The sequence below is a fragment of the Planctomycetota bacterium genome (genome assembly GCA_018242585.1).
GTDB lineage: Bacteria > Planctomycetota > Planctomycetia > Pirellulales > PNKZ01 > JAFEBQ01.
In genome coordinates, this window is sequence record JAFEBQ010000040.1 from 1 (window position 1) to 25,397 (window position 25,397).

Here is a 25,397-nt window from a genome sequence, read left to right on the forward strand (position 1 = left end):
ATTTAAGTCAATAACAGGCTCTAGAGAAAACGATCAACGCGAAACGATGAATGCTGGACAGCCAGCCGCTAGCTTATTCATCGCTCGTCGATTTTCACCGCCGTGCCGTGCGAGCTTTTTCGTCTACTTTCGGCGCGGCATCCGCTAGGGTCTTCAACAACTTGTCTTGCGTATAGCCACCGCGCAAGATGATCGGCTTGTCAAAGCGACCCTCAGGAAAGATCGCCAAAACAGGGATTTGTTTGCCACCGCCAAACGCATCCATCATCGTGGTCACATCGTCATCGCCATGTGTCCAGTCCGCGAGCAAAGTGACAATTCCGCGTTCTGCGACCGCCTCCTGCATCGGCGGCGTATTGAGCACGAACTTTTCGAGCCACTTACAAGTTGGGCACCAGTCGGCGGTGAAGTCGACCATCACTGTTCGGCGTTCGCCGGCCAGCGCGGTCAGCCGCTCGATTGAAAATGGTTCCCACGGCAGTCGGCTGGGATCGACTTGCGGCGTGACTTTGTCCGATCGCTTGGCCGCGGCCAAGTGATGAGCCACGCGATTGTCGACGTCCCGATCAAAGCGAAACGCCGTATGCTCTGCCACCCAAAGGAACGCAACCGCCCCGACCGCGCCGGCGACGACGATCGCTTGCGTCCAGGCCTTCACCAGCTTGCCCGCCGATTCGTAGAGCGGCGTCTTGGCTCCCCACCAGCACCCGGCCCACAGCCCGCCCAGCAGCATCACCGTCGGCACCACCAACGGCCACTCGAGCAGCGTGAGCAGATAGACGACGGTCGCCAGCAGGACAAAGCCCATCACCTCTTTGAACGTCTGCATCCAAGCGCCCGGCTTCGGCAGCATGCGTGCCAGACTCGGCACCGCGCCGATCACCAGATAGGGGCTCCCCATGCCCAGGCCGGCACAGGCGAACAACGCAAACGAAAGATGCGGCGGCTGGCTGGCTGCCCAGGCCAGGCCCGGCGCCAGCAGCGGCGCAGTGCAGGGCGTGGCCAGCAGCGTGGTCAGCGCCCCTTTGAAGAACGCCCCGGGCAAACCTTCCTGAGCCGCTAGATCGTTGGCCTTGGCGGTGCCAACCATGCCCGGAACCGGCACTTCCCAAATGCCCAGGAAGCTCAGCCCCATCACGAACACGACCGCCGTCAGTCCGATGGTGAAGCCGGCGTAGGTGAACAACTGCCCCCAGCCCAAATTGAAGAAGCTGGCCAGCACGGCCAGGATCATGAACACGCACATTAGACCTGCGACATACGCGAGATTCAACGAGACAATGCGTCCGCGCGATTGGCCACCTTGCTGCACGAACGACAAGAGCTTCAAACCGATGACCGGCAACACGCAGGGCATGAAGTTCAAGATGAAGCCGCCGCCAAAGCCGAACAACATCGCCTTCCACAACGGCATGCTCGCGGTGTCGACGACTTCGACCGCGCGAATGTTGTCTAGATTGAGCGTCGGGCTGGCGTTGGCCGCCGGCCCATTCGTGGCCGGCCTTTCCTTCAAGGCGGCGACGGCGGTGATGTACTTGGCGTTGGCGAACGTCACTTTCGACGGGCCAGCGTCCGGCTTGCCGACTTCGAGCTGGGTGCGGAACGTGGCCCCGGTGGGCCGATCGCACTGGTCGGTCGAACAAGTCATGTACGCGATCGAACCTTCGACGTTCAACGCGCCGGCCTGCGCATCGGCAGGCACGGTGATCGGCACCGACCATTCGACCGGGCCTTTGTGAATGTTGGCGGGGGGCAATGCCGCGTCGCTCGATTGCTTGACTTCGGGGGCCACACTCGCCGTCACCGCGCCGACCTGCAGTCCGCCGCTCGACGCCACATGAAGCAGCGTCGGCCGGGGGCCGGGCTGATCGGGGCTGGTCGCATAGGCATAGACGTACCAGCCCTCGACCGGCACGGCCCGAATCTTCAACACCGCTGGCCCGCCCGGCGCGACGCCGCGCGGCTCGACCACGCCAGTCAGCACCAGATGGGACTCATCCTGGCGGTAACCCGAGTCGCTTTGCTGGCCTTGGTCCTTGGCGTTGTCCTGTGGCTCGGCCGAGGCGGTTTTGGCGTCGACCGGCACGCCGGGGCCGAGTTTGGCCGTGAACTTGATCTTGCGCGGCGGCAGGCAACTGTTGGCCGAGCAGGCTTGCGCCAATACCTCGCCATTCAACGTCGTCGCTTCGTTCGGCGCGGCCGACCACTCGAGCGGTGCGTACCAGATGACCTGCTTCTCGTGCTCCTCGACCGTCGTGTTGTCGAACAGCGGCTCGGGATGCTTCTTAGGGGGCGTGGTCGGCGCGAACTTGCCGGCCAACTTGGCCGCTTGATCCGCGGCCAGGGTGATGTTCGTGCGAACCGGCCCACCGGCTGGTTGCGTCACCGAGAAGACGTGCCAGCCGTCGGCGATCTTAGCCGTGACAAACAGTCGCGACGGCTGTCCCGCGGCCGGTGCCGTGAACTGGGCCGTGACCGTGATCGTTTCATCGTCCGAGCCGCTAGGGAGCCCTGGCACCGCGAACTGGGCCGCTGCGGCCAGCGCGACGGCCCAAACGCCGACGGCTGCCGGCAACACGTGAAAAGCTGAAATTCGTTGAAACAAACGCGCGTGCATGTGCGTCTAACCCCTCGAGTTCGGTGGCGTCCCACGAAGGTGGGAACGGGCAGACCCTATACCATAATCGCCGAGAATGGGGCAGGTGAGAACCCACCTCGGCTTTCGACGGCCAAGGTCGCCAACAGTAGCTGCTTTTTGGACGTTTCGCGCGAGCGGGACAGGCAACTTGGGCAGACCCGACCAGCCCGCGCTGGATGTAAAGATTGTACGCCAGGCGGCCAGTCGGCGAATATCCAAGGACTTGGATGCGCGGCCGGGCCCATTGGTTTCGGCCAGCCAGCGATCCAACGATGATGACAGGGGGGCAAAAAGGTTGCCGTCATCGGCCCAAGTCATTACCATTTACTAACATATCGACCGGACGCCCGCCGCGCGGCTGCCGCGCCGCCACGCCCGGCGGTCGCTGCGCAGATGAATTCACTTTGCCTGTAATAGACGTCTTCAACGACGAGGATGCCGTGAGCACCACTCCGCAGTCCGATGCTAGCCCCAGTGCAGCGGTTGTTACCCAACAAGCTCCGGCGGCAACCCAGCCTGCAACCGCACCGGCTCAGCAACCGGCGGCCGAGCCGCCACGCTCGATGGCGGACATCGACGCCGACTTCGACGCCCTGGTGCGTCGTCGTCAGATGATCCAGTTCGGCGCGTCGTGCGGCGTGTCGATGATCGTCCATGCGATCGCGCTGATCCTGCTGGGGCTGATCAAGAACCAGGTGCCGACCAAGGAACTGGTCGTGCCGCTGGTGGCCAGCGTGGCCGAGACGCCGGAAGATTTGTTGAACCAGGTGCTCGAAGACGACCCCGAGCCCTCCAAAACGCTCGAGCCGATCTCGGGCGTGGAAGTCACGCACACCGGGCTGGTGGGCATGGCCGCGGCCGCGCTCCCTTCGGCGCCGACGATGACCGCCGATACTTCCGAAGTGGTGGCCGAAGCGGTTCGCTACGACCCGGGCGAGCTGAACCCGTTCAATCAAAGCTCGAAGGTCTTTGCCGCCAATGTTCCCAAGGGGACGGTCGGCGACGCCATTCAATCGGTCAACAACTACCAGGACGCCGTCGACCGGATCACGCAAGAAATCCTCACCAAGCTGAACAACGGCAAGGTGCTGGTGATTTGGTGCTTTGACGAATCGGAAAGCATGCTCGACGACCGAACCGAAATCACGGCCAAGATCGATCGGGTCTACGCCGAGTTGGGCATCGCCACCACGGCCCAAGGTGACCAACTGCTGACCAGCATTTGCAGCTATGGCAAGGATCTGCACTTCTTGACCACGAAGCCGACGGCGGACGTCAAGGAGATTCAGGCCGCCATCAAGAAAGTTCCGAATGACCCCTCGGGCCAGGAGCAAATGTGCCCGGCCATTACGACCGCCGTGGGCCAGCACGTGAAGTACGCCAATCAAGGTCGGCGGCAGTTGATGACCATTGTGGTCACCGACGAAAGTGGCGACCCACAGAGCAACTGGAGCAACATGGAAGCGACCATCGCCGAGTGCAAATCGCTGCGCTCGCCGGTCTACTTCCTGGCTCGCGAGGCGGTGTTCGGCTACCCGTACGGCACCATGCGGTACATCGACCCCGAGACCAAGACGGTCCACTGGCTGCAGATCGATCGCGGGCCCGAGACGCCGTACGCCGAGCAGTTGCAGGTCGACGGCTTTGTCCGCCGCTATGACGCTCACGCCAGCGGCTTTGGCCCCTATGCCCAAACGCGCATCGCCCGCGAGACGAACGGCGTGTTCTTCATGTTGCCCAGCCCGGAGGTGAACCTGGTCGGGCGCGACGCCACGAAATACAACCTGGAAACGATGCGGCCGTACTTGCCCGACTTGAGCACGCGATCCGACTACATGGCCGAGCGCGACAAGCACGAATTCCGCAAGACGCTGTGGCGGATGATCGGCATCTTCAACCCTTACTCCGACGACAAGGCCCAGGCGGCCGCGGTGCAGGTCAAGTGGTGGAACTTTGCGATCGATCAGCCGGGCTTCACCGAGCAGGCCAAGGAGAACTACGCCAAGGCGCAAAAGCTGATCCCGATGTACGAGCAGGCGCAAAAGGAGCTGGAAAAGGTCAAGGGGCTACGCGCCCGCGAGGACAGCCTGCGTTGGCGGGCGAATTACGACTTGATCTATGCCCAGGTGCTCGCCTTCCAGGTCCGTCTGCACGAGTATTCGGCGCTGCTGGAAAAGACCGCGAAAGAATTCAAACCGCCGAAGGATGCCAAGTCGAACGAATGGAATCTGTTCACGACCGCGCGCACGCTGACCGACGCCAAGACCAAGGACTTGCGCGAGAAGGCGATCGAAGCCCTCAAGTACGTCGCCAAAGAGCACGAGGGGACTCCGTACGCATCACGGGCGCGGAACGAACTGGCCCGCGGCTTTGGCGTTGACATTCGCGACAACTGGGACGACCCCCGTCGCCGCAACGTCGTGCTGCCAAAGTTCTAAGCGGCGAGCTTCAATGCGGTCATCGCTTGTCGTTCGCTGCGGTCGGGGCCACGCGCGAGAGCTCGAACCGGTGCGGGCCTGGCCGGCGCAGCTCGGCAATGCGCTGTTCTTGTTCCGTGACCAGCGTGTCAAACTCGGGGATCTCCTGGGCGTTCTGTCCTGGCTCGTGCTTGTGGACACCGAATAGATCGGTGAAGTTCCGCGGCCGCCAGCGATGGAAGAAAAGTTCGTTCTTCTTGATGATCGCGCTGCGCAACTGGTCAAGCTGGCGCAGCGAGGCCGGGTTATCCACGGCGACGCCGCCGGCCCAATCGTCGCTCGACGCCTCCAGAATCCTCACCCCGTCGATCGTTAACCGGTAATTTCCCGCCGGCAGATTGTGAATGTTGAGCGTCACTTCGCGCCCTGGCTGGCGTGTAATGGCCGTGAAGGGCAAGCGATGAGCCGTGGCCCTGAACGTCAGCCCAGCGTCGGTTCGCTTGATGTCCTTGAGGTCGGCGCTCACCACATGGCGAACCGCCCCCGAAGCGTCGATCTCCGCCTTCCAACCCGCCGGCGGCAGTTGCATTTCGTTTTCGAGTCCCGCCGCCGTGATCAGGTAGCCGACTGGCGAAAGCTGCACACCGTCGTCGGTCAGCCGCAGCGGCTGGTCGCCGGTGGTCACCTCACGCAGCCAGGGTTCCAGGTCAACCCAGAAGTGATCGCGGCCGATGGCAAAATCGTGCAATGCGTCGCGGTAGTGCCAGACTTGTTTGTTGTACGCCTCGGGATCGGGCTGGGGGGCGGGCAGCTTCTCGTGGTTCAATGGGGCGAGGACCACGATCCTAGCGCCCGTCTTTTCGAGCATCTCGAACAGCCGCTTCCCCAGGGCGTTGAACTTCGGCAGCCCCGCGTCGCCCGCCAAGGCTTCGTGGCCGCCGTAGCCCAGGATGACAACCGTCGGCTTGGCGGCCGCGACCTGTTCGACTAGGGCCCGGTAGCCATCCTCGGGCTTGCCGGGCAGCACCCGCGATTCGCCCCATACGGTGTCGCCGCTCCAGCCCAGGTTCCGGAACATGATGTTGCGACCCGGGAATTGCGAGGTCAGCATCGTCTCCCAGCAACCGTACTTTTGCTCGCGCTCGATCACCGTGCCGCCGAGCAGCACCACGCGATCGCCATCGCGCAGCCGGAACTCGGCCGCCGATGACGAGGCGTTGCCGGCTAACATGGCGAGCACGATTAGCAACGTCCAGAATCGTTTCACGATTGGGTGGCTCCACTCACGACAGACGAAGAAAGTCGGGCGGGAAACTGCACTCTAGCCAGCCCGGGAATCGGTGTCGAGTTGGCGAGATGGAGCCGCTAGAAGTTCGACCCAGGGACAGCTGTCCCTGGGCTTTCACAGGCGACTTTCCGTCTAATCGCTAGTCGCTAATTGCTAACCGCTAGTGGGTAGCACCGGTTGCTCGGCAACCGGTGTGGCGAAGCCACAAGAGGCGGCGATTCAACGGCCCCCAACGATCAAGACCAATGGGCCAGAGCGTATCACCCGCCGACTCTTCCGCTCGGACCTCTTGTCGCAGGCGCGACACCGGTTGCCTAGCAACCGGTGCTACCCCGAAGCGAGCGCCGGCCGCTTTTGATGCCAATCGGTTTTCGCCTGGTACTGCTGGGCTGCGTGCAGCAGCCGGTCCTCGGCGAACGCGGCCCCTTGCAACTGCAAGCCGATCGGCAGCCCGGCCTTGGTGAAGCCGCAGGGAATCGAAATGCCCGCCACCCCGGCCAGGTTCGCCGTCACCGTGTACAGGTCCAGCAAGTACATCGCCAGTGGGTTGTTGGCGTTTTCCCCCAGCTTGATCGCCGGAGTCGTCGTCACCGGGCCAATCAACAGCTCGCACTGCTTGAATGCGTCGAGATAGTCCTGCTGGATCAGCCGGCGGACCTTGAGTGCCTTCAAATAGTAGGCGTCGTAATAGCCCGCGCTCAGCGCGTAGGTGCCGAGCATGATCCGCCGCTTGACTTCGGGGCCGAACCCTTCTTCGCGACTGCGGCGATACAGACGCACCAGCGGCATGTCGAGTCGCTCGGCCGCTTCGTGCTTGCCGGCGGCGACAAGTTGCTTGCGATCGGCCTCGAACTCAGCCTGAATCGCTTTTTCGTCGGCGCGATGGCCGTAGTGAATGCCGTCATAGCGGGCCAGATTGCTCGACGCCTCGCACGGCGCGACCAGGTAGTACGCCGCCACGCCGTACTTGCTGTGCGGCAGTGAGACTTCTTTTACTTTCGCGCCCAGCGACTCGTACAGGCGAATCGCCTCGCGCACGGCCGACTCGATTTCACCATCAAGCCCGGCGGCGAAGTGTTCGCGCACCAACCCCAGCGTCAAGCCGTCCAGCGGCCGGCGCAACGCCGCCAGGTAGTCGGGCACCGGCTGGTTCACGCTGGTCGAGTCGCGCGGATCGTGGCCGGCAATCACGCCCAAGAGCAGCGCCGCGTCCTCGACGGTCCAGGCCATCGGCCCGATTTGATCCAAACTGCTGGCGAATGCCACCAGGCCGAAACGACTGACGCGGCCATAGCCCGGCTTTAATCCCGTGATGCCGCAAAACGCCGCTGGCTGGCGGATCGAACCGCCGGTGTCGGTCCCGAGTGATAACGGAGCGAGCGACGCCGCCACGGCCGCCGCCGAACCGCCGCTGCTGCCGCCGGGCGAGCGCGACAGATCCCACGGGTTGCGCGTGGGCTGAAAGCCCGAGTTCTCGGTCGAGCCCCCCATCGCGAACTCGTCGAGATTCGTGCGCCCCAACAGCACCGCATCGGCCCCCTTGAGCCGCATGATGACGGTGGCGTCGTACGGCGCGCGGAAGTCCTTCAGAATCTTCGAAGCGCATGTGGTCAGTTCGCCGGTGCTGCAAATCAGGTCTTTGACCGCAATCGGCAAGCCGGCCAGCGGGCCGAGGGGCTGTTTGGCGCGGCGCTTGCGGTCGACCGCTTCGGCCTGGGCCAGCGCGCTGTCGGCGTCGTAGCGCAGCAGAGCGCCGACCCTTCCATCGACTTGCTTGATGCGCTCGATGAACGCCCGGGTGATGTCGACCGAGGTCGCTTGGCCCGACTGCATTTGGCCTAGCAGTTCGGTGGCAGTCAGGTTGATGAGCGACATGGGCGGCTACTTCCGGTGGGTTGCATTCCGAGCGCCGTGCGAATCGGCCTTCATGATCACAGATAAGGTGCATGGAATGCACCCTACCGGAGGAGGCTACCAGAGACGTTGTACACGCTTCACTCTGGTGAGCAAGCCACCCGTCATCACGGAATTGATTGACTCGCAACCAAGCCGGCGGCTCTGCCGCCGTTCGACGGCGACCGAGTCGCCGGCTTGGAGCATATCGACGAGGGGTGAGCGGCCTACTCGCCCAACACGGCCGGGACCAGATAGCACTCGGCGTCGCGTTTGGGGGCGTTGGCCAGAATGGCCTCGCGGTCCAGGCTGGGGACGACCGTGTCGTCGCGAAAGACGTTGCTCACTTCGTGCGGATGCGACAGGGGCGTGATCGCGTCGGTGTTCAACTCGCCCAGCGACTCGACATAGCCGACAATCGCCTGGAGCTGCGTGGTCATGGTCGCCAACTCGGCCTCGGTCAGATCGAGCCGGGCCAACAGCGCCACCTTGTTCACCTGATCGCGAGTCAGGCCCATCGCTTACTTCTTCTTGCCGCCAGCTTCGGCGGGCAGACGGAACGGCTGGGCACGGACGCGCTTCACAATCCGACCGCTGCGAATGCACTGAGTGCAGGCGTTGATCGTCTTGTTCGTGCCGTTCTCGGTCACGTGAATCCGCTGCAAGTTCGGCTTGAACTGCCGCTTGGTGATGCCGGTGATCTTGGTACCGACGCCGCCCAAATACTTGGCCTTACCGCGGGTCGTGACCTGATTGCCGATCATCGGACCCTTACCACAAACGTCGCATGCCTTGGGCATTGTCGCACCACTCCACTCGATGACTGTTCCAGTCGATTACTATTCTGTTCGACTACTGTTCTGTTCCCTGTCTTTCGTCGCACGGCCGGCGTCGATCCTGATTCGACGACTTTTCCACAGCCCTGCGCTCGGCCCACGGCGCTTCGTACACCCGTCTGGCCGATGGAAACGGCCCCGGGGCTATAACCCCCAGGCCGCTCGAAGTATAAGAACGTAACAGTATACCGGTTCGGCCCAAGGCCGCAAGGGGATCGATCCGGGCGCAACCGATTGGTCTGCCAGCATTTAACCGCCTCGCGTTCCGACACTCGCTCACGCCCGTTATGCCACGCTCGACGCGCCAGGAAATCGAACAGTGGGACCGCCGCGAGGTCTGGCACGCCTTCACGCAAATGGCCGAGTACGAGCCGTTGCTGATCGAGCGAGCCCACGGCTGTACGTTGGTCGATATCGACGGGCGCGAATACCTGGACGGGACCAGCAGCCTGTGGTGCAACGTCCACGGCCATCGGCATCCGCGGCTCGACGCCGCAATCGTCGAGCAACTGGGCAAGGTGGCTCACACCACTTCGCTGGGCGCGTCGAACTCGACGACGGTCACGTTGGCACGTCGGCTGGTCGAGATCGCCCCGGCGGGACTGGATCACGTCTTCTTCTCGGACGACGGTTCAACGGCCATCGAAGCGGCGCTGAAGATGGCGTTTCAATATTGGCGGCAGTGCCCCACGCCGCGCCCCGAGAAAACCTGCTACGCGGCGCTGGGCGAGGCGTATCACGGCGACACCCTTGGCAGCGTCAGCGTCGGCGGCATGCCACGGTTTCACGCATTGTTCCAGCCGTTGTTGTTTGAGGTGCTGCGACTGCCCACGCCGCACGTCTATCGCCGGCCGGTCGACGTGCCTATCGAACGCGCGGCGGAACATTACTTAGCCCAGGCCGAAGCGCTGTTGGCCGAGCATCACCAGCGCCTGGCCGCGCTGGTCGTCGAACCGCTGGTCCAGTGTGCCGCCGGGATGATCGTCCATCCGTCGGGCTACTTGCGCGGCTTGCGCGAGTTGACGCGGCGGTACAACGTGCTGCTGGTGGCCGATGAAGTGGCGGTGGGGTTCGGCCGCACCGGGCGGATGTTCGCCTGTGAACACGAACGAGTGACGCCGGACCTGATGTGCCTGGCCAAGGGGCTGACGGCGGGCTACTTGCCTATGGCGGCCACATTGGCGACGACCGAAATCTGGCAGGCATTCCTGGGACGCAATGAAGAGGGCCGGCAGTTCTTCCACGGCCACACGTACGGAGGGAACCCGCTGGCGGCGGCGGTGGCGTTGGCGTCGCTCGACGTGTTCGAGGAAGATCGCGTGCTCGAAGGTTTGGTTCCCAAGATCGCGCGGCTACAGGAGCATCTCGCGCAGATCGCCCGATTGCCCCACGTGGGCGACGCGCGTCAATGCGGCTTGCTGGCGGGCATCGAACTAGTACGCGACATCGCAACCAAAGAGCCGTTCCCAACGAGCGAAGGCCGCGGGCGAAACGTCTGTCGTCGCGCGCGCGAGCAAGGCATCATGCTCCGCCCGCTGGGAGACGAAATCGTGATCATGCCCCCACTAGCGATCACGCTGGAGGAACTCGACCGGATGATGCAGGCGGTCGAGCAAGCGATTGCGGCGGAGTTCGCGAGGTAATCTCTGTCCAAAGACCAAAAGTCATGTAGGGTACGCACCCTGTGCGTACCAGGAAGCGGGTGCCAACAAGCGGTACGCACGGGGTGCGTATCCTACCAGGACTGAGTGTCATTCCCGCGCAGGCGGGAATCTAGACGCCGACCGCAACCACTAGATTCCCGCCTGCGCGGGAATGACGGCATCCGCATGGCGCATTCCGAAACTCCATTCACCTGAGAATGGCTCACGAGTTCTCTTGGCCCCGCCTCCGCGGTTTTCTCTGCGAACTTTGCGTCTTTGCGGTTCAATCGCCTTGCTCTTCTCCGGCGTCGTGACCGTCGTGTCGTCGTGGTCGATATTCCACGCCAATGAGAGGCAACGTGGACCCTCATCCGGCCTTCGGCCACCTTCTCCCGGAGGGAGAAGGGTTTGCGCTGGCTCGGTGATGATGGATGACTTCGTCAGTGGTCCGTGGTCAGTTGCTAGAGGAAGCGGTTAGCGACTAGCAGTTGGCATGCAGCGAAATCCCACTGACAACGGACCAACCGGCCCTTACCGATCGTCCACGGGTGGCGGGGTGATGAAGATTGCCTTGATGTTGCCGAAGAAGCCGCGCTCCGGCTCGGGCGTGGCTTGCACGCGGGCCGAGACCTCGGTCGCCATCATGTACGACCGCAGGCTAATCAGCATCTGCTTCGCCCGTTCGATCGACTCGGCCTTGCGCCGGTCGCGACTTTTGGCGGGGCGAATCTCCAGCTTGATGCGTGTCCGCGTCAGGCCACTGCTCGTGCCGCGCTCGGCTTGGGGGTGCTCTTCGATCATCCGCAGATTCATCAGCACGGTCACCTGCCGGTCACCTTTGCGACGGAACAGACTTTCGTCGTTGCCCAGGCGAATCTGCACTTCGTTCCCTTCGATCGCCACAACCTCGCCTTGATGGTCGGCGACAAAGCCGTGCAGCTTGTCGATCGTGCGGTCGATCGGCGATTGGGTCATCAGCTCTTGCGAGAGCAGAATGTCGCCACCGGCCAGCAGGGTCTTGGTCGGCGATTCGTCGTCGTGGGCGCCGCCGCTCCCCGAGCCCAGTTGCACCACGCGGTTGCGGCCGGTTTCCTTGGCAATCAACAGCGCCCGGTCGGCCCGAGCCAACAGCGAATCGGCCGTGTCGCCTGGCTGGACTTCGGTCACGCCAAAGCTGGCCGAGACGCAACGACCTTCCAGGTCGGACTGGGGCAGTTGAGCGAAGGCCATGCGAATCTCTTCGGCCCGCGCGTTCACGCTGGCCAAGTCGCAATCGGCGCACAGCATCGTGAACTCTTCACCGCCATAGCGCGAGACCAGGTCGCCCGTCCGCACGGCGTTTTGCAACAGGTGGGCAAAGCTGCGAATCACGGCGTCGCCGGCCGGGTGGCCGTAGCGATCGTTGATCTGCTTGAAGCGGTCGATGTCGCACATGATCAAGCTGCAAGGCCGCTTGCTTTCCAAGTGGGCGGCCACGAACTGCATGATCACGCGGTTGAACTCGGCGCGGTTGGCCACCCCGGTCAGCGGGTCGCGCGTGGCCAGCTCGTGCAGGTTCTGGCAACGCTCCTCGAGCGAAGTCTCGGACGAGGCGTCGTGGAAAATCAGCGTCAGCCCTTGGCGCGTGCCGTCGGCCGCCATCACCGGCGCGGCATGGGCGTCGACCGCCAATTCATGTCCCCCGCGGCCGCGAATGATCAAGCGCCGCAGCCACTGGACGCCCGTCTCGAGCGCGTGGGCCACGGGGCATTCTTCGTCTTTCACCAGCCGGCCGCGCTCGTCGCGCATCTTGACCAGGCTGGGAATCCAGTGCCGCTGGTGGACGCTCGAGGCGGGAATGCCGGTCAGGCGTTCCGCGCCGCGATTCCAGAGGGTGATTCGCTTGTTGTTGTCGACGAACACCACGGCGTCGTGCATGTTGTCGAGCAGCTTGTTGTAGAACAAGTCGTCGGTCGAGCGCGCGGCCGTCGTGGTCGGCGACAGCTTCCCCTCGCGGCGCTTCCAGGGGGCGTTGACCGCGTCGGGTGAAAGGTCGTGCAGCCAGTGCCGCAGAATCTCGGGCGAGGGTTCCATGCCGTCCAGATCGTGCAGCTTGATGAACAACACGACCAGTGCCGGGTCGAATTGCTTGCCGGCGTTGGTGTACAACTCGTTGTAAGCGCGTTCCAGCGGCAGCGCGCGGCGATAGACGTGGTCGGACATCATGGCGTCGAAGGCGTCACAGATGGCCAACATTCGCGCACCCAGCGGAATCTGGTCGCCGAGCAACTCTTGGCGATGCTTCGAGCCGTCGTACCAGCTACGGGCGTAGCGGACGATCTCTAGCACGGCCGGCGACGAGCAGCAACTGCGCAAGATTTCCAGGCCCGTCTGCCAGTGGGCGTCCATCTGGGCCAGTTCGTGAACCGACAGCGCGCCCGGCTTCAGCAGGACCGAATCGGCGACGCCGATCTTGCCAATGTCGTGCAGGATGGCGGCCAGTTCGATCTCGTCACGTTGTTCGGTCGGCAAGCCAATCCGCGCCGCCCAGGTCGAGCAGCCCAGCGCCACGCGCAGACAGTGCTCGGCCGTCGGTTCGTGCTTGCCGCGCAGGGCGGCGAACAGACCGCTGGCGATGCCCAGCCGGACTTGCGCCAGATCGTTTTGCGGCGCCCGCGTCACGTTGAGGGCGCTCGACTCGTTGCGAACCGCGCCGTCAATGCGCTCGAGCAGCGAAGCGATCTCGTTCAATTGATTGGCCGTGGCGGACGCTTTGCAGTCCGACGTCCCGGCAACGCTGTTCGAGGCGGTAGTGTCCATGGCAACCCTGAATCGGCGGCTCGGTAAGCGCTTACAGCGCAAGCGACCCGTGAAGATCGTCGCGCGCGACCCTACCCATGTGTCGCTAAGCGTTTACTCAAACCTAGGTTGCCTCGCCCGGGTGTCAAACCGGCGCGGACGGTGCGTTCGGCCGGGAAAACGCGAGTTTTTGCCGGCTGTGACAATTGTGCAGGGGTGCGCGTGGCGGGTGTCCCTAGGTAGTGCGATTGCGCCGCCGTCAGCCGCGGCCGGTTGTCTCGGGGGCACGCCTCGCATAACCTGAGCGTCGTCGCCGTCGGCTCTCCGGCCCCTGGCGGCGTCACGGTTGTGCCGGTCGCACGCTTTTTTGGGGTAGTGGATCAGTTTGAATCTAGGACGTTGGGTGGCGGGGTCAGAGCGCAGCGATGGCCCCGTGATAACGGTTCGGGGCCATCACTGCGTTCTGACCCCGCCACCCCGCTTCATCAAACTGACCCGTCACATTTTTGGGGAGTACGCTCGATGCAGTTCGTCACGTTTCAAAGCGCTTTGGGTCCGCGGGCTGGCTTGGTCAAGGGAGGCGGATACGTCGACTTGCAGGCGACCGACGCGCGATTGCCCAACTCGGTCAAGGAAATCATCGCCGGTGGATCGAAGCTGCTGACACTGGCAGCCGAGGCCGGCCAGAAAGCCTCCGCGACCGTGCCGGCCAGCTCGGTCAAGCTGCTCAGCCCGGTGTTGGACCCGCAAAAGATCATTTGCGTCGGGCTGAACTACGCCGACCACGCTCGCGAAGGGGGCAAGGAGCCGCCGACCGAGCCAGTGATCTTCTGTAAGTTCGCCACGGCGCTTAGCGCGCACGAAGCGCCGATCGTATTGCCCGCCGTCAGCCAGAAGGTCGACTACGAAGCCGAACTTGTGGTCGTCATCGGCCGCGCCGGGCGGAACATTCCCCAGCAGCACGCCCTCGATTTCGTGGCAGGGTACTGCGTGGGGCACGATGTCTCGGCTCGCGACTGGCAGCAGGAAAAACCGGGCGGGCAGTGGCTGCTGGGCAAGTCGTTCGACACGTTCGCGCCGCTGGGTCCGACGCTGGTCACGCCCGACGAAGTCGGCAACGCCGGCAAGCTGCGGATTCAATGCCGGCTGAACGGCCAGACGATGCAAGACTCGAACACCGAACAATTGATCTTCACGATCCCGCACCTGATCGCGTACGTGTCGCAGGTGGCGACGTTGATGCCGGGCGATTTGATCTACACCGGCACGCCGTCGGGCGTCGGCTTCGCCCGCAAGCCGCCGGTGTTCCTGAAACCCGGCGACGTGGTGGAAGTCGAGATCGAAAAGCTCGGGGTGCTACGGAATCCGGTCGTTGGACCGTAGGGTTAATTCAGGAGCGCCTCTTGGTTTCCTCACCCTCGCCCCTTGTGGGAGAGGGTGGATCGCGCAGCGATCCGGGTGAGGGGTGCGCATCAGGCTGGCGCGATTTGAAGTGGCGAGTGGACCCTCATCCGGCCTTCGGCCACCTTCTCCCCGAGGGAGAAGGGTTCGCGCTGGCCCAGTGACAATGGATGTGTGTTGCCCGCATCACCAGCGATCAACATTCACCTGGCACTGCTCCCCTCAATCTCATCCCCCTCCGTGCCAGGCTCCGTGACTCTGTGCCTCCGTGGCTAGTCTTCTCGGCGACAGAAAAGCTCAAGTCACGATGATCGGCCCCGCGCCTTCGGCCGGCGGGTCGCCGTGTTCCCATTCGCGGCGCAGCTCGTTGAGTCCATAGACGCACATATCGAACTCCTGGCTCAAGCGCTCGAACAGTTCGTTCTCGGCCGTCCGGTCGTCCGGCCCCAGCGTGCTGGCGATGTGATACGCCCGTTTTCCTTGCCGGCAGTAATCGACAAAGCAGTCAAAGCGGGCCTTGCCGGTCTTCTTGGCCAGAGCCTCGGGATAGAACCCGGCCCAGAACAGGGTGAAGTCGCCGATGTGCCGGTGGGCCTCGCGGCGTTGCTCGCCGTGTCGGGCCTGGGCTTCGACGAACATCTCGGCCACTTCGTACAGCCGGTTACCGGTCAGATTGCGGACTTTGTAGACGCTGTCGCAGTGGACGAACCGCGTCAGCAACTCGGCGATGTATTCGACCATGGGCGGGTCGACGACGCCCAGCCGGGTCTGAAAGGTGTACTCGGCCATCCCGCTAAAGAAGCGGTCCAGCGGCACCCGTGAGTGACGAGCATCCATCGCAATTCCCTCCCCGCCGCGTCAGTCGGCGGCTCGAACCAAATCGGGGTGGGCGCTGGCCGATCTTTGGAACGTGCCAGCCTGGCGGAGTCAGCCGGTAAGTCGTCCGCGAGGCCGATCGACTGCGCCGCAGCCAACTGCCTTGAACCAGCTTGACGCCTTGTCTCCGGCAAGGCGTCCTATTCAAGTGTATGCACGCATTTTTCCAAGGGTCAAGGCCGGTTTCTCCAGGCTGCCGACCGATTGCCACCACCAGGGGCGGAATGCGCGATTACGAAGCCTGTGGCGCGCGACGCCACTTTGTACATTGCGTCACAGGGTAGCCCTGGTTGCTTGCAACCAGGGCAGGCGCAGCCTGCAAGAGGTGTCGCGAACGCGGTGACCGAAGAATCAACGCTGTGTCTTGGGGAAAGCGGCGCTCGGCCCCTCTTGTTGCTGCGCAACACCGATTGACGAGCAATCGGTGCTACCCGGCGGCAAGCTGGAACAAGCAACGGGGCGTTACGGATTGAGCGCCGCGGCTAGCGTGGCCACGTAATCGCCCACTTCGCGCAAGACGTCGGCCCGCGGCCGGGTGGCGGCCTCGGCAATCCGGCGGACCACGGCGCTGCCGACGATCAGCCCGTCGGCCACCGGCGCTAGCAGCTTCACGTGTTCCGGCTGGCTGATGCCAAAGCCGATGCAGATCGGCTTGCCGCTGTGCTCGCGGAGCCAGCCGACTTCTTCGATCAGTTGCGGCGGCAGTTGCGTCCGCTCGCCCGTGATGCCGGTGACCGAAACGTAATACACGAACCCGGTCGACGACTCGGCAATTCTTAACGCCCGCTCGCGCCCGGTGGTCGGCGTGACCAGTTGAATCAGGTTGAAGTCGGCCTTCCGACAGATGCCCGCCAACTCCGACGCTTCTTCGATCAACAGGTCGGGCACGATCGCCCCCGCCACGCCGGCCGCCTTGGCGTCGTCGACGTACTTCTGTAGTCCGTGCCGCAGCACGATTGCATAGCTGACCATCGTGACGACCGGCGCGGCCAGCTTGGGGGTCACCTCGCCGGTCATCTTCAGAATGTCGGCCAGCTTCAAATGCTTGGCCAGCGCCCGGGTATATGACGCCTGGATCACCGGGCCGTCGGCGATGGGGTCGCTGTAGGGAATACCCAACTCGCACATCGAGGCCCCGCGCCGCACCAACTCGACCAACACCTCGCGAGTGAAGGCCACGTCGGGATCGCCCGCCGTCACAAAGGGCATCAGCGCCTTGCGGCCGTCGGCTTTGAGCTTGGCGAACAATTGATCGACTGCTGACATGAATACCACTCGACCGGCGGGTAGGTTCGGCTGCGGGTCATCGCTTGCGGGCAAGCGATGACCGCGAAACGCTCCAAGATAGCCGTTCGGCACCGACTGTCTACCGTCGAACCGCCGTTGGGTAATGGGTCAGTTTGAATCCAAAGACGTTGGGTGGCAGGGTCAGAGCGCAGCGATGGCCCTGTGATTGCGGTTCGGGGCCATCACTGCGTTCTGACCCCGCCACCCTGATTCTTCAAACTGATCCACTACCCGCCGTTGCCAGCGGGGTTTAGCGTAACTGTGGCCGCAAATAACTGGTTCCGAGGCCCGTGGGGTTCGACTATAATGGCTTCGGCCTGCCGCACCTGCCCGCCTTTCGTTTCTCCCGCCTTAAGGACCGCACCGATGGCTCAAATGTTCACCTGGCGCTGGTTGTGTCTTTGCACGTTGCTCGGCTTGACCTCCGCGATGGCTTTTGCCGCCAACCCGGCCGACAAGCCCGCCGCCTCCGCAACCCAGGCCGCCCCGGCGGCCGTCCTGGTCAGCCCCGTCGGGGCCGAGGAATCGCTCAAGAACTTTGTCCTACCCGAGGGGGTACGCATCGAGTTGGTGGCGGCCGAGCCCGAGGTGATTGACCCGGTGGCCTGTCGCTTTGACGAAGATGGCCGCTTGTGGGTGGTCGAAATGCGCGACTATCCCGATCCCCCCGCCCCTGGCGAACCCGGCCGGTCGCGAATCCGCGTACTCGAAGACCGCGACGGCGACGGCCGCTATGAAACGGCCCGCACCTTTGCCGACAAGCTGCTGTTCGCCACGGGCATCCTTCCCTGGCGTGGCGGGCTGCTCGCCACGATCTCGGGCAAGGTCGTGTACCTGCGCGATACCGACGGCGACGGCCAGGCCGACAACACCGAAGTCTGGTTCACAGGTTTTGCCGAAGAGAACCCGCAGTTGCGCGTGAACCACCCCCGCTTCGCGCTGGACAATTATGTGTATGTCAACTCGGGTCTGCGCGGCGGGACGGCTGTCTCGGCCCGGGCCAAAGATCCCCAGCCGTTGCCGCTGAGAAACCGAGACCTGCGCTTCGACCCGCTCGGGACCACCGGCGAACTGGCCGCCGGGGCGGGGCAGTTCGGCATGACGTTCGACGACTATGGCCACCGGTTCATCGTCAGCAACCGTAACCCGCTGATTCAGGTGGTGTTGGCCGAACAGTATTTACACCGCAACCCGCTGGCCACGATTGCCGCCGTGCAAACCGACGTGGCGGCGTCGGGAGACGCCTCGCACATCTTCCCAATCAGCGAAACCTGGACTACGTCGATCAACCACGCGGGCCAGTTCACCGCCGCCTGCGGCATTTGCATCTTTCGCGGCCATGCGCTGCCGGCCGAGTACTACGGCAATAGCTTCACCTGCGAGCCGACCGGCAACCTGATCCATCGTGAAACCATCGCGTCGAACGGCGCCACCTTCGTGGGCACGCCGGCCCGGAAGGATCGCGATTTTCTGACCACGCGCGACACCTGGTTCCGACCGGTGAATACCGAGACCGGGCCGGACGGCGCGTTGTACATCGTCGATATGTACCGCGCGGTCATCGAACACCCGCAGTTCATGCCCGAGGAGTTGAAGAAGCGCCCCGACTTGCGCTACGGTGACGACCGCGGGCGCATCTACCGAATTGTCAGCACGAAACCAGTCGCCAAGCCAGCGCAGCCGGCACTCGGCAAGGCGTCGTCGGCCGACCTGGTCGCGTACTTTGAACAGCCCACCGCCTGGTGGCGCGAGACGGCGGCCCGGTTGTTGTATGAACGGCAAGATCAAATGGCCGTACCAGCTTTGCGCAAGATGGCCGCCTCGGGCAAAGCGCCTGCCGCACGTGCCCAGGCCTTGTGGACGCTCGAAGGTTTGAAGTCGCTGCAAGCCGACGATGTGCAGCGAGCACTGGCCGATGCCGATGCGAACGTCCGCGAACAGGCGCTGCGGTTGGCCGAATCACGTCTGGCCGACGTGGCGTCGCTCAAGACAGCGGCAGTAAAACTGTGTGACGACGCCGACGCGCGCGTTCGTTTTCAAGCGGCGCTCAGCCTAGGTGGCGTGACCGGCGACGACGTGAGCAGCGGGCTGGCCAAGGTCGCCGTCCGCGATGTCGAAGACGTCTGGGCGGGCCGAGCCGTGATGTGCGCGCGGCCGGAACATATGCCCACCGTGGCCTTGCGATTGATGGACTCGTTGCGCGCGACCGGTGGCGAAGCCTCGGAAGCGCAGTTGGCGTTACTCGAGAACGTGGTCCGCATGATCGGCGCCAGCCGCGACGCGGGACCGATTACCCAGGTGTTGCTGGCGGCGCGACAATCGACCGGCCCCAGCGCCACGCTGTTGCAACTGACCGCGTTCCAGGCCGTCGCCGCCGGAATGCGCAGCAAAGGGGGCAACCTATCGCAACTGGCCAAGTCAAGCGACTCGAGCGAAGTTAGCGCCCTGGTCGACCAGGTGACCGCCCAGGCGGTCGAAGCCGCCCAAAGCGAGAAAGCCTCGCTAGCGGTGCGACTCGAAGCCTGCGACGTACTGCGATACGTCGCCTACGACACCGCCGCGCCGGTGTTGAAGACGCTGGCCGGAAGCGAGGCGTCGCAACCGTTGCGAGCCCGCGCCGCGTCGGTGCTGGCGACGTTCGCCGATCCGCGCGTCGGGCTGACGCTGCTCGAGCTGTTGCCGCGTCAATCGCCGTCGGTGCGCAACGTGCTGCTCGATGGGCTGATCGCCCGGCCGGAACGGATCGTGGCGCTGCTCGACGCCATCGAAGCCGGCAAGCTCAAGCCCGGCGAGTTGGGCGTGGCCCGCGCCACGCAACTTTCCAAGCTGGCCGATGTGAAGATTCGCGAACGGGCGACGAAGCTCTTGGCCTCGGCGCTGCCGGCCGATCGGACGAAGGTGCTCGATCAGTACCAGGCGGCGTTGAAGCTGGAAGCGGACCCGGTTCGTGGCAAGGAAGTCTTCCGCAAGAACTGCAGCACCTGTCACCGGCTGAGCGACGTCGGCATCGACGTCGGTCCCAGTCTGGGCTTCATGCCGGCCAAGTCGCAACTGCAAGTGTTGACCGACATTCTACAGCCCAACCGGGCAATCGATAACAACTTCGTCAGCTATACGTTGGTAACCACCGATGGGCTGGCCTACACCGGGATCATTCTGGCCGAAACGCCCAGCTCGCTGACCATGCGCGTGCCCGAGGGAAAGACGCTGACTCTGTTGCGCGGCAACATCGACGAGTTACAATCGAACGGCATCTCGCTGATGCCCGACGGCTTGGAAAAGAACATTTCGCTCCAGGAGATGGCCGATTGCATTTCGTTCGTGAAGAACTGGCGTTACGTCGACTCGAAAATGTCGGTTCGCGTGCCGACCGCCGGACAGTGAAGTAGTACGCCATGACGCAACACACTCACGATCAACGGTGGCGGCTAGCTATTCACGCAGTGCGCTGTGTGGCCGTGTGGAGTGCGCTCGCGGTCGGCGCAGCAACGATCGCAACCGTGACCTGGGCTGCCGAGCCGGCCAAGCCCGCGCCCAAGATTCCTCCCGAGCAGGAAGAGTTCTTCGAGAAGAAGATTCGCCCGCTCTTGAACGAAAAGTGCGTCAGTTGCCACGGTCCCAAGGAGCAAGAGGCGGAGCTCCGACTTGATTCGCGCGAGTTCCTGATGCGCGGGGCGGGCGGCGCGCCGGTGGCCGTGGCCGGCGAACCCGATCGCAGTCGTCTGATCCAGGTCACCCGCTACGACGGCGATGTGCAGATGCCCCCCGATGGCAAGCTACCCGCCGATGAATTGGCCGCCCTGACTACCTGGGTAAAAATGGGCATGCCCTGGCCGGCCAACGTCGCCGCCGATCAAAGCACCACCCCGGCCGCGCACGAGCCCCGCGACAGCTACGAAGAAAAACGTCGCACCCACTGGGCCTATCAACCAGTCAAGAAGCCCGAGTTGCCGAAAGTCAGCAACGAAGCCTGGTGCCGCACGCCGGTCGATCGCTTCATTTTGGCCGAACTCGACGCGCACCAGCTTGCGCCGTCACCCGCCGCCGATCGTCGCACGCTGTTGCGGCGCGTGACGTTCGACCTGACCGGCTTGCCGCCGACTTATGAAGAAATGGAAGCCTTTGCCGCCGACAAATCGCCCGACGCCTTTGCCAAGGTGGTCGAGCGGCTGTTGGCGTCGCCCGCCTATGGCGAGCGCTGGGCGCGGCACTGGCTGGACGTGGCCCGCTACTCGGACACCAAGGGCTACGTCTTCACCGAAGAGCGCCGCTACCCGTATGCATATACCTATCGCGACTATGTCATCAATGCATTCAATCGCGACCTGCCGTACGACCGCTTTGTCCAAGAACAGCTCGCGGCCGACCTGTTGCCCGACCCGCGCGAGCCACAAGCGCTGGCCGCGCTCGGCTTCTTAACCGTCGGTCGGCGCTTCTCGAACAACACGGCCGACATCATCGACGACCGGATCGACGTCGTCTCGCGCGGCTTGCTGGGCATGACGGTCGGTTGTGCTCGCTGCCACGATCACAAGTACGACCCCATTCCGACCGACGACTACTATTCGATGTATGGCGTGTTTGCCAGTTGCGTCGAGCCGAAAGACTTGCCGCAAATCGGCGAATCCGAGGACGGGCCGGCTTACCAGAAGTTCCAAACCGAACTCGCGACCCGCGAAAAGGACGCACGCGACTACCTGGAAAAAGCCCGCGTCGGCCTCGAACAAGAAGTTCGCGCACGCGTCGGCGACTACCTGGCCCAAGTGCTGATCGAACGTCTGAAATCGCGCAAGGACAAGAACGCCGAAGACGATTTCATGTTCTCGTTCCGGCAAGGGGAGCCCCGGGCGCCAATCGTCCGCCGCTGGCGCGATTTTCTGGCCAAGCATGGCAAGCCGTTCGATTCGGCGTTTGCCCTCTGGCATGAATGCTCGAAGCTCACCGAAGCCGGCCAGGACTTCGACCGCGAAGTCGACAAGATCGTCGAGCGGCTCAAGCAGAACGAGACCGAAGCCAAGGCCAAGCACAACCGCATTCTGCTCACGGCGTTCCTGGCCGCGCCGCCGCGCTCGATGAACGATCTGATCGCGATCTACCAGCAGGCCCTGACCGACGTCGACAAGCAATGGACCGAGCTGCAAGCCAAGCCGGTCGAAGGCCAAGATGCCAAGCGCCCCGAAAAGCTCGACGACCCGGCGGCCGAGCAACTGCGCCAGGTCTTCTATGGCGACAAATCACCTGTCCGCGTGTCGGAAGGGGAGATTCGCGGCTTGCTCGATCGCAAGACACGCGACACGTACACTCAGCTCGAACGCAAGATCGAGAACCTCAAGGCCACGTCGCCGGCCGCGCCGCCGCGCGCGATGGTCCTGAACGACGCGCCACAGCCCAACAATCCCGTGGTCTTCATTCGCGGCAATCCGGGCCGGCGCGGCAAGCAAGTGCCGCGCCAGTTTTACGAAGCCGCCTCGCCGTCGGGGCGACAGCCCTTCACGCGCGGCAGCGGCCGGCTCGAACTGGCCCAAGCGATCACCAGCCGCGACAACCCGCTGACCGCGCGCGTGATGGCCAACCGCGTCTGGTTGCACCACTTCGGCACCGGCATCGTCCCAGGCCCCAGCGACTTTGGCACGCGCAGCGACCCGCCGTCTCACCCGGCGTTGCTCGACTGGCTGGCCTCGCAATTCATGGAACAAGGCTGGAGCGTCAAGCAACTGCACCGGCTGATGGTCCTCTCGGCCACGTATCAGCAAGCGAGCCACGTCGAGCCAGGGCGCGCCAAGATCGATCCCGATAACCACTGGTACTGGCGGATGAACCGCCAGCGATTGGAGTTCGAGCCGCTGCGCGATTCGCTCCTGTCGGTGGCGGGCGTGTTGGAAACTCGCGTCGGTGGCCGCCCCGTCGAGCTGTTCAAGTCGCCGTACTCGGCACGCCGCACGGTCTATGGGCTGGTCGATCGGCAAGACATGCCGAACGCGCTGCAGATTTTCGACTTTGCCAACCCCGACGTTAGCAACGATCAGCGCCCGCGCACCACGGTGCCGCAACAAGCGTTGTGGATGATGAACTCGCCGCTGGTCATTGACCAGGCCAGCAAGCTGGCCGCCCGCGCTTTGAAGGGCAAGCCGGACGATGTGAAGACGCGCGTGACGGCGTTGTTCCGCCTGGCCCTGGCGCGCGATCCCCAGCCCGAGGAACTGGAACTGGCCCGACGGTACATCGAGAACCCGAAGTCCAAGTCGGACACCACGGCCACCTGGCAATATGGTTACGCCGGCATTGATGAAGAAGCCAAGAAAGTTGTCGGCTTCACGACGATATCTCACTGGACGGGCAAGGAATGGAACGGCGGGCCGAAGTTTCCCGACCCCAAGCTTGGCCATTTGAAGATCGGGCCGACGGGCGGACACCCGGGTTCCAGTCGCGACGTTTCCGCGGTCATTCGCTGGACCGCACCCGAAGCGGGTCAGGTCAAGTTCCTGGGCCGGCTCAAGCACCCCAGCGACCAGGGGGACGGCGTCGAGTTGATCGTCGTGTCGAGTCGCCAGGGAATCCTCAACCGCTGGACCGCGCAGAACAAAACGGTTGGCGCGACGATCGACAAGATCGATGTCCAACCGGGCGAGGTGATCGACTTGCTGGTCCAGTGCCGCGAGAGCGGCTCGTTTGACAGCTATGAGTTCTTGCCCCGGTTCGAGTCGCTGGGCACGGATCGTCGCATCTGGGACGCGGCGAAAGATTTTCACGGCCCGCTGCCGCGCCCGCTCAGTCCTTGGGAAACGCTGGCCCAGATTCTGCTCGACACCAACGAGTTCATGTTCATCGACTAAGTCGTTTGCCGTCCCGCAAGGAGCCACGCGCTCATGTCACACCACTGCAATCACGATCCCACCGACGGCGACGCGACGATCTCGCGGCGGCAACTGCTGCGTCGCGCCGGCATGGGACTGGGCGTGCTCGGCTTGGCCGGCGTGCTGAACGACGATCGGTTGCTGTCGTCGGCCTCGGCCGCCCCGGCGGGTTATGTCAATCCGATGGCGCCCAAGCCGCCCCACTTCGCGGCCAAGGCCAAGTACGTCATCCACTTGTTCATGAACGGCGGCGCCAGCCACGTCGACACGTTCGATCCCAAGCCGGCGCTCGAGAAATACGCCGGCAAGGAATTGCCCAGCACGCTGCGAACCGAGCGCAAAACTGGCGCCGCGCTCCCCTCGCCATTCAAGTTCCAGAAGTACGGCCAGAGCGGCATCGAAGTCAGCGAGCTGTTCGCCCACACGGCCAAGCACATCGACGACTTGTGCGTCATTCGTTCGATGTTCGCTGACGTGCCGAATCACGAACCATCGCTCATGTTAATGAACTCGGGCGATGGCCGGCTGACACGGCCGACGATGGGCTCGTGGCTGACCTATGGACTGGGGACCGAGAATCAAAACCTGCCCGGCTTCGTGGCCATGTGTCCGAACGGCTATCCGACCAAGGGGACCGAGAACTGGCGTTCGGCGTTTCTGCCGGGCATCTATCAAGGGACCTACATCGACACTCAGCACACGGCCATCGAGAAGCTGATCGAGAACATCCGCAACGATCGCGTCTCGACCGGTGCTCAGCGGACCGAGTTGGACCTGCTGGCGCAATTCAACGAGCGGCACCTGGCCGCGCGCGAGCGCGACCCGGTGCTCGAGGCCCGCATCCACAGCTACGAGCTGGCTTTCCGTATGCAGCGCGAAGCCGCCGAGGCGTTCGACGTCTCGCGCGAGCCGCAACACGTGCTCGACATGTACGGCCCCGGCGTCCAAGCACGGCAGATTCTGATCGCCCGCCGGCTGGTCGAGCGCGGCGTCCGCTACGTCCAGGTCTACCACGGCGCGGGCCAACCCTGGGACAGCCACGACGACATCGAAAAGAACCACCGCCGATTGGCCAAGGAATGTGACCAGGCGATCGGCGCCCTGATTGCCGACCTGAAGCAGAAGGGCCTGTTCGACGAGACGTTGATCCTCTGGTGCGGCGAGTTCGGCCGCACGCCGACGGTCGAACTGCCCCAACCCGGCGCGAATGCCGGCAAGATCAACGGCCGCGACCATAACCATTATGGTTTCTCGGCCTGGCTGGCCGGCGGCGGCGTGAAGGGGGGACAGGTGATCGGCGCGACCGACGACTTCGGCTTCCAGGCGGTCGAGAACCGCGTGCACGTCCACGATCTGCACGCCACGATGCTGCACCTGCTGGGCTTCGATCACACCAAGCTCACCTATCGTTACGCCGGGCGCGATTTCCGTTTGACCGACGTGCATGGCAACCTGGTCAAGAGCGTCTTCGCCTAGCGGACCTACG

At 63.8% G+C, this 25,397-nt stretch carries 14 protein-coding genes; 6 read left to right on the forward strand and 8 right to left on the reverse strand.

Annotated features, from left to right (window positions below; all coding sequences use genetic code 11):
• Window positions 1-94: 94 nt before the first annotated feature.
• Entirely contained in the window at window positions 95-2,578 is a 2,484-nt protein-coding gene (locus JSS27_18115; GenBank protein MBS0210862.1) for a thioredoxin family protein, read from the reverse strand.
• Between the two features lie 500 nt (window positions 2,579-3,078).
• On the opposite strand from JSS27_18115, the gene JSS27_18120 reads away from it, so the two are divergent.
• Window positions 3,079-5,076 carry a VWA domain-containing protein gene (locus JSS27_18120; protein ID MBS0210863.1) on the forward strand — a complete coding sequence of 666 codons (1,998 nt, stop codon included), beginning with the start codon at window positions 3,079-3,081 and terminating at the stop codon, window positions 5,074-5,076.
• Window positions 5,077-5,095: 19 nt separating this feature from the next.
• Here JSS27_18120 and JSS27_18125 read toward each other — a convergent pair whose 3' ends face one another.
• From JSS27_18125 to rpmB, 4 genes are all read right to left on the reverse strand, one after another.
• A complete protein-coding gene (locus tag JSS27_18125) occupies window positions 5,096-6,322 on the reverse strand; it encodes a hypothetical protein (GenBank protein MBS0210864.1) in 1,227 nt (408 codons plus the stop codon).
• 348 nt (window positions 6,323-6,670) lie between these two features.
• Window positions 6,671-8,218 carry an Asp-tRNA(Asn)/Glu-tRNA(Gln) amidotransferase subunit GatA gene (gene gatA / locus JSS27_18130; GenBank protein ID MBS0210865.1) on the reverse strand — a complete coding sequence of 516 codons (1,548 nt, stop codon included), beginning with the start codon at window positions 8,216-8,218 and terminating at the stop codon, window positions 6,671-6,673.
• Window positions 8,219-8,463: 245 nt separating this feature from the next.
• Window positions 8,464-8,754, reverse strand: coding sequence for an Asp-tRNA(Asn)/Glu-tRNA(Gln) amidotransferase subunit GatC (gene gatC, locus JSS27_18135; protein ID MBS0210866.1), 291 nt, complete (start codon window positions 8,752-8,754; stop codon window positions 8,464-8,466).
• Window positions 8,755-8,757: 3 nt separating this feature from the next.
• Window positions 8,758-9,036 (reverse strand): 50S ribosomal protein L28, encoded by a 279-nt coding sequence (gene rpmB, locus JSS27_18140; protein MBS0210867.1) that lies wholly within the window; start codon window positions 9,034-9,036, stop codon window positions 8,758-8,760.
• A gap of 323 nt (window positions 9,037-9,359) precedes the next feature.
• Here rpmB and bioA point away from each other — a divergent pair, with 323 nt between their 5' ends.
• Entirely contained in the window at window positions 9,360-10,715 is a 1,356-nt protein-coding gene (bioA, locus tag JSS27_18145; protein MBS0210868.1) for an adenosylmethionine--8-amino-7-oxononanoate transaminase, read from the forward strand.
• Window positions 10,716-11,246: 531 nt separating this feature from the next.
• Here bioA and JSS27_18150 read toward each other — a convergent pair.
• Window positions 11,247-13,514 carry a diguanylate cyclase gene (locus JSS27_18150; protein MBS0210869.1) on the reverse strand — a complete coding sequence of 756 codons (2,268 nt, stop codon included), beginning with the start codon at window positions 13,512-13,514 and terminating at the stop codon, window positions 11,247-11,249.
• A 501-nt stretch (window positions 13,515-14,015) separates the two neighbouring features.
• Here JSS27_18150 and JSS27_18155 point away from each other — a divergent pair.
• Entirely contained in the window at window positions 14,016-14,876 is an 861-nt protein-coding gene (locus JSS27_18155) for a fumarylacetoacetate hydrolase family protein (GenBank protein MBS0210870.1), read from the forward strand.
• Window positions 14,877-15,191: 315 nt separating this feature from the next.
• Here the strand turns inward: JSS27_18155 and JSS27_18160 are convergent, their stop codons facing one another.
• Window positions 15,192-15,731, reverse strand: a complete 540-nt coding sequence (locus tag JSS27_18160) for a hypothetical protein (protein ID MBS0210871.1) — start codon at window positions 15,729-15,731, stop codon at window positions 15,192-15,194.
• Between the two features lie 501 nt (window positions 15,732-16,232).
• Window positions 16,233-17,036, reverse strand: a complete 804-nt coding sequence (locus tag JSS27_18165; protein ID MBS0210872.1) for a tryptophan synthase subunit alpha — start codon at window positions 17,034-17,036, stop codon at window positions 16,233-16,235.
• Between the two features lie 387 nt (window positions 17,037-17,423).
• Between JSS27_18165 and JSS27_18170 the strand changes: the two genes are divergently transcribed.
• The 3 genes from JSS27_18170 to JSS27_18180 all read left to right on the forward strand — a co-directional run bounded on the left by JSS27_18170 (window position 17,424) and on the right by JSS27_18180 (window position 25,387).
• On the forward strand, window positions 17,424-20,441 hold the full coding sequence (locus tag JSS27_18170; GenBank protein MBS0210873.1) for a c-type cytochrome: 3,018 nt from the start codon (window positions 17,424-17,426) through the stop codon (window positions 20,439-20,441).
• Between the two features lie 116 nt (window positions 20,442-20,557).
• The gene (locus JSS27_18175) at window positions 20,558-23,890 is read left to right on the forward strand and encodes a PSD1 domain-containing protein (protein ID MBS0210874.1); all 3,333 of its coding nucleotides are present in this window, start codon (window positions 20,558-20,560) and stop codon (window positions 23,888-23,890) included.
• A gap of 33 nt (window positions 23,891-23,923) precedes the next feature.
• Window positions 23,924-25,387, forward strand: coding sequence for a DUF1501 domain-containing protein (locus tag JSS27_18180; protein MBS0210875.1), 1,464 nt, complete (start codon window positions 23,924-23,926; stop codon window positions 25,385-25,387).
• Window positions 25,388-25,397 lie beyond the last annotated feature (10 nt).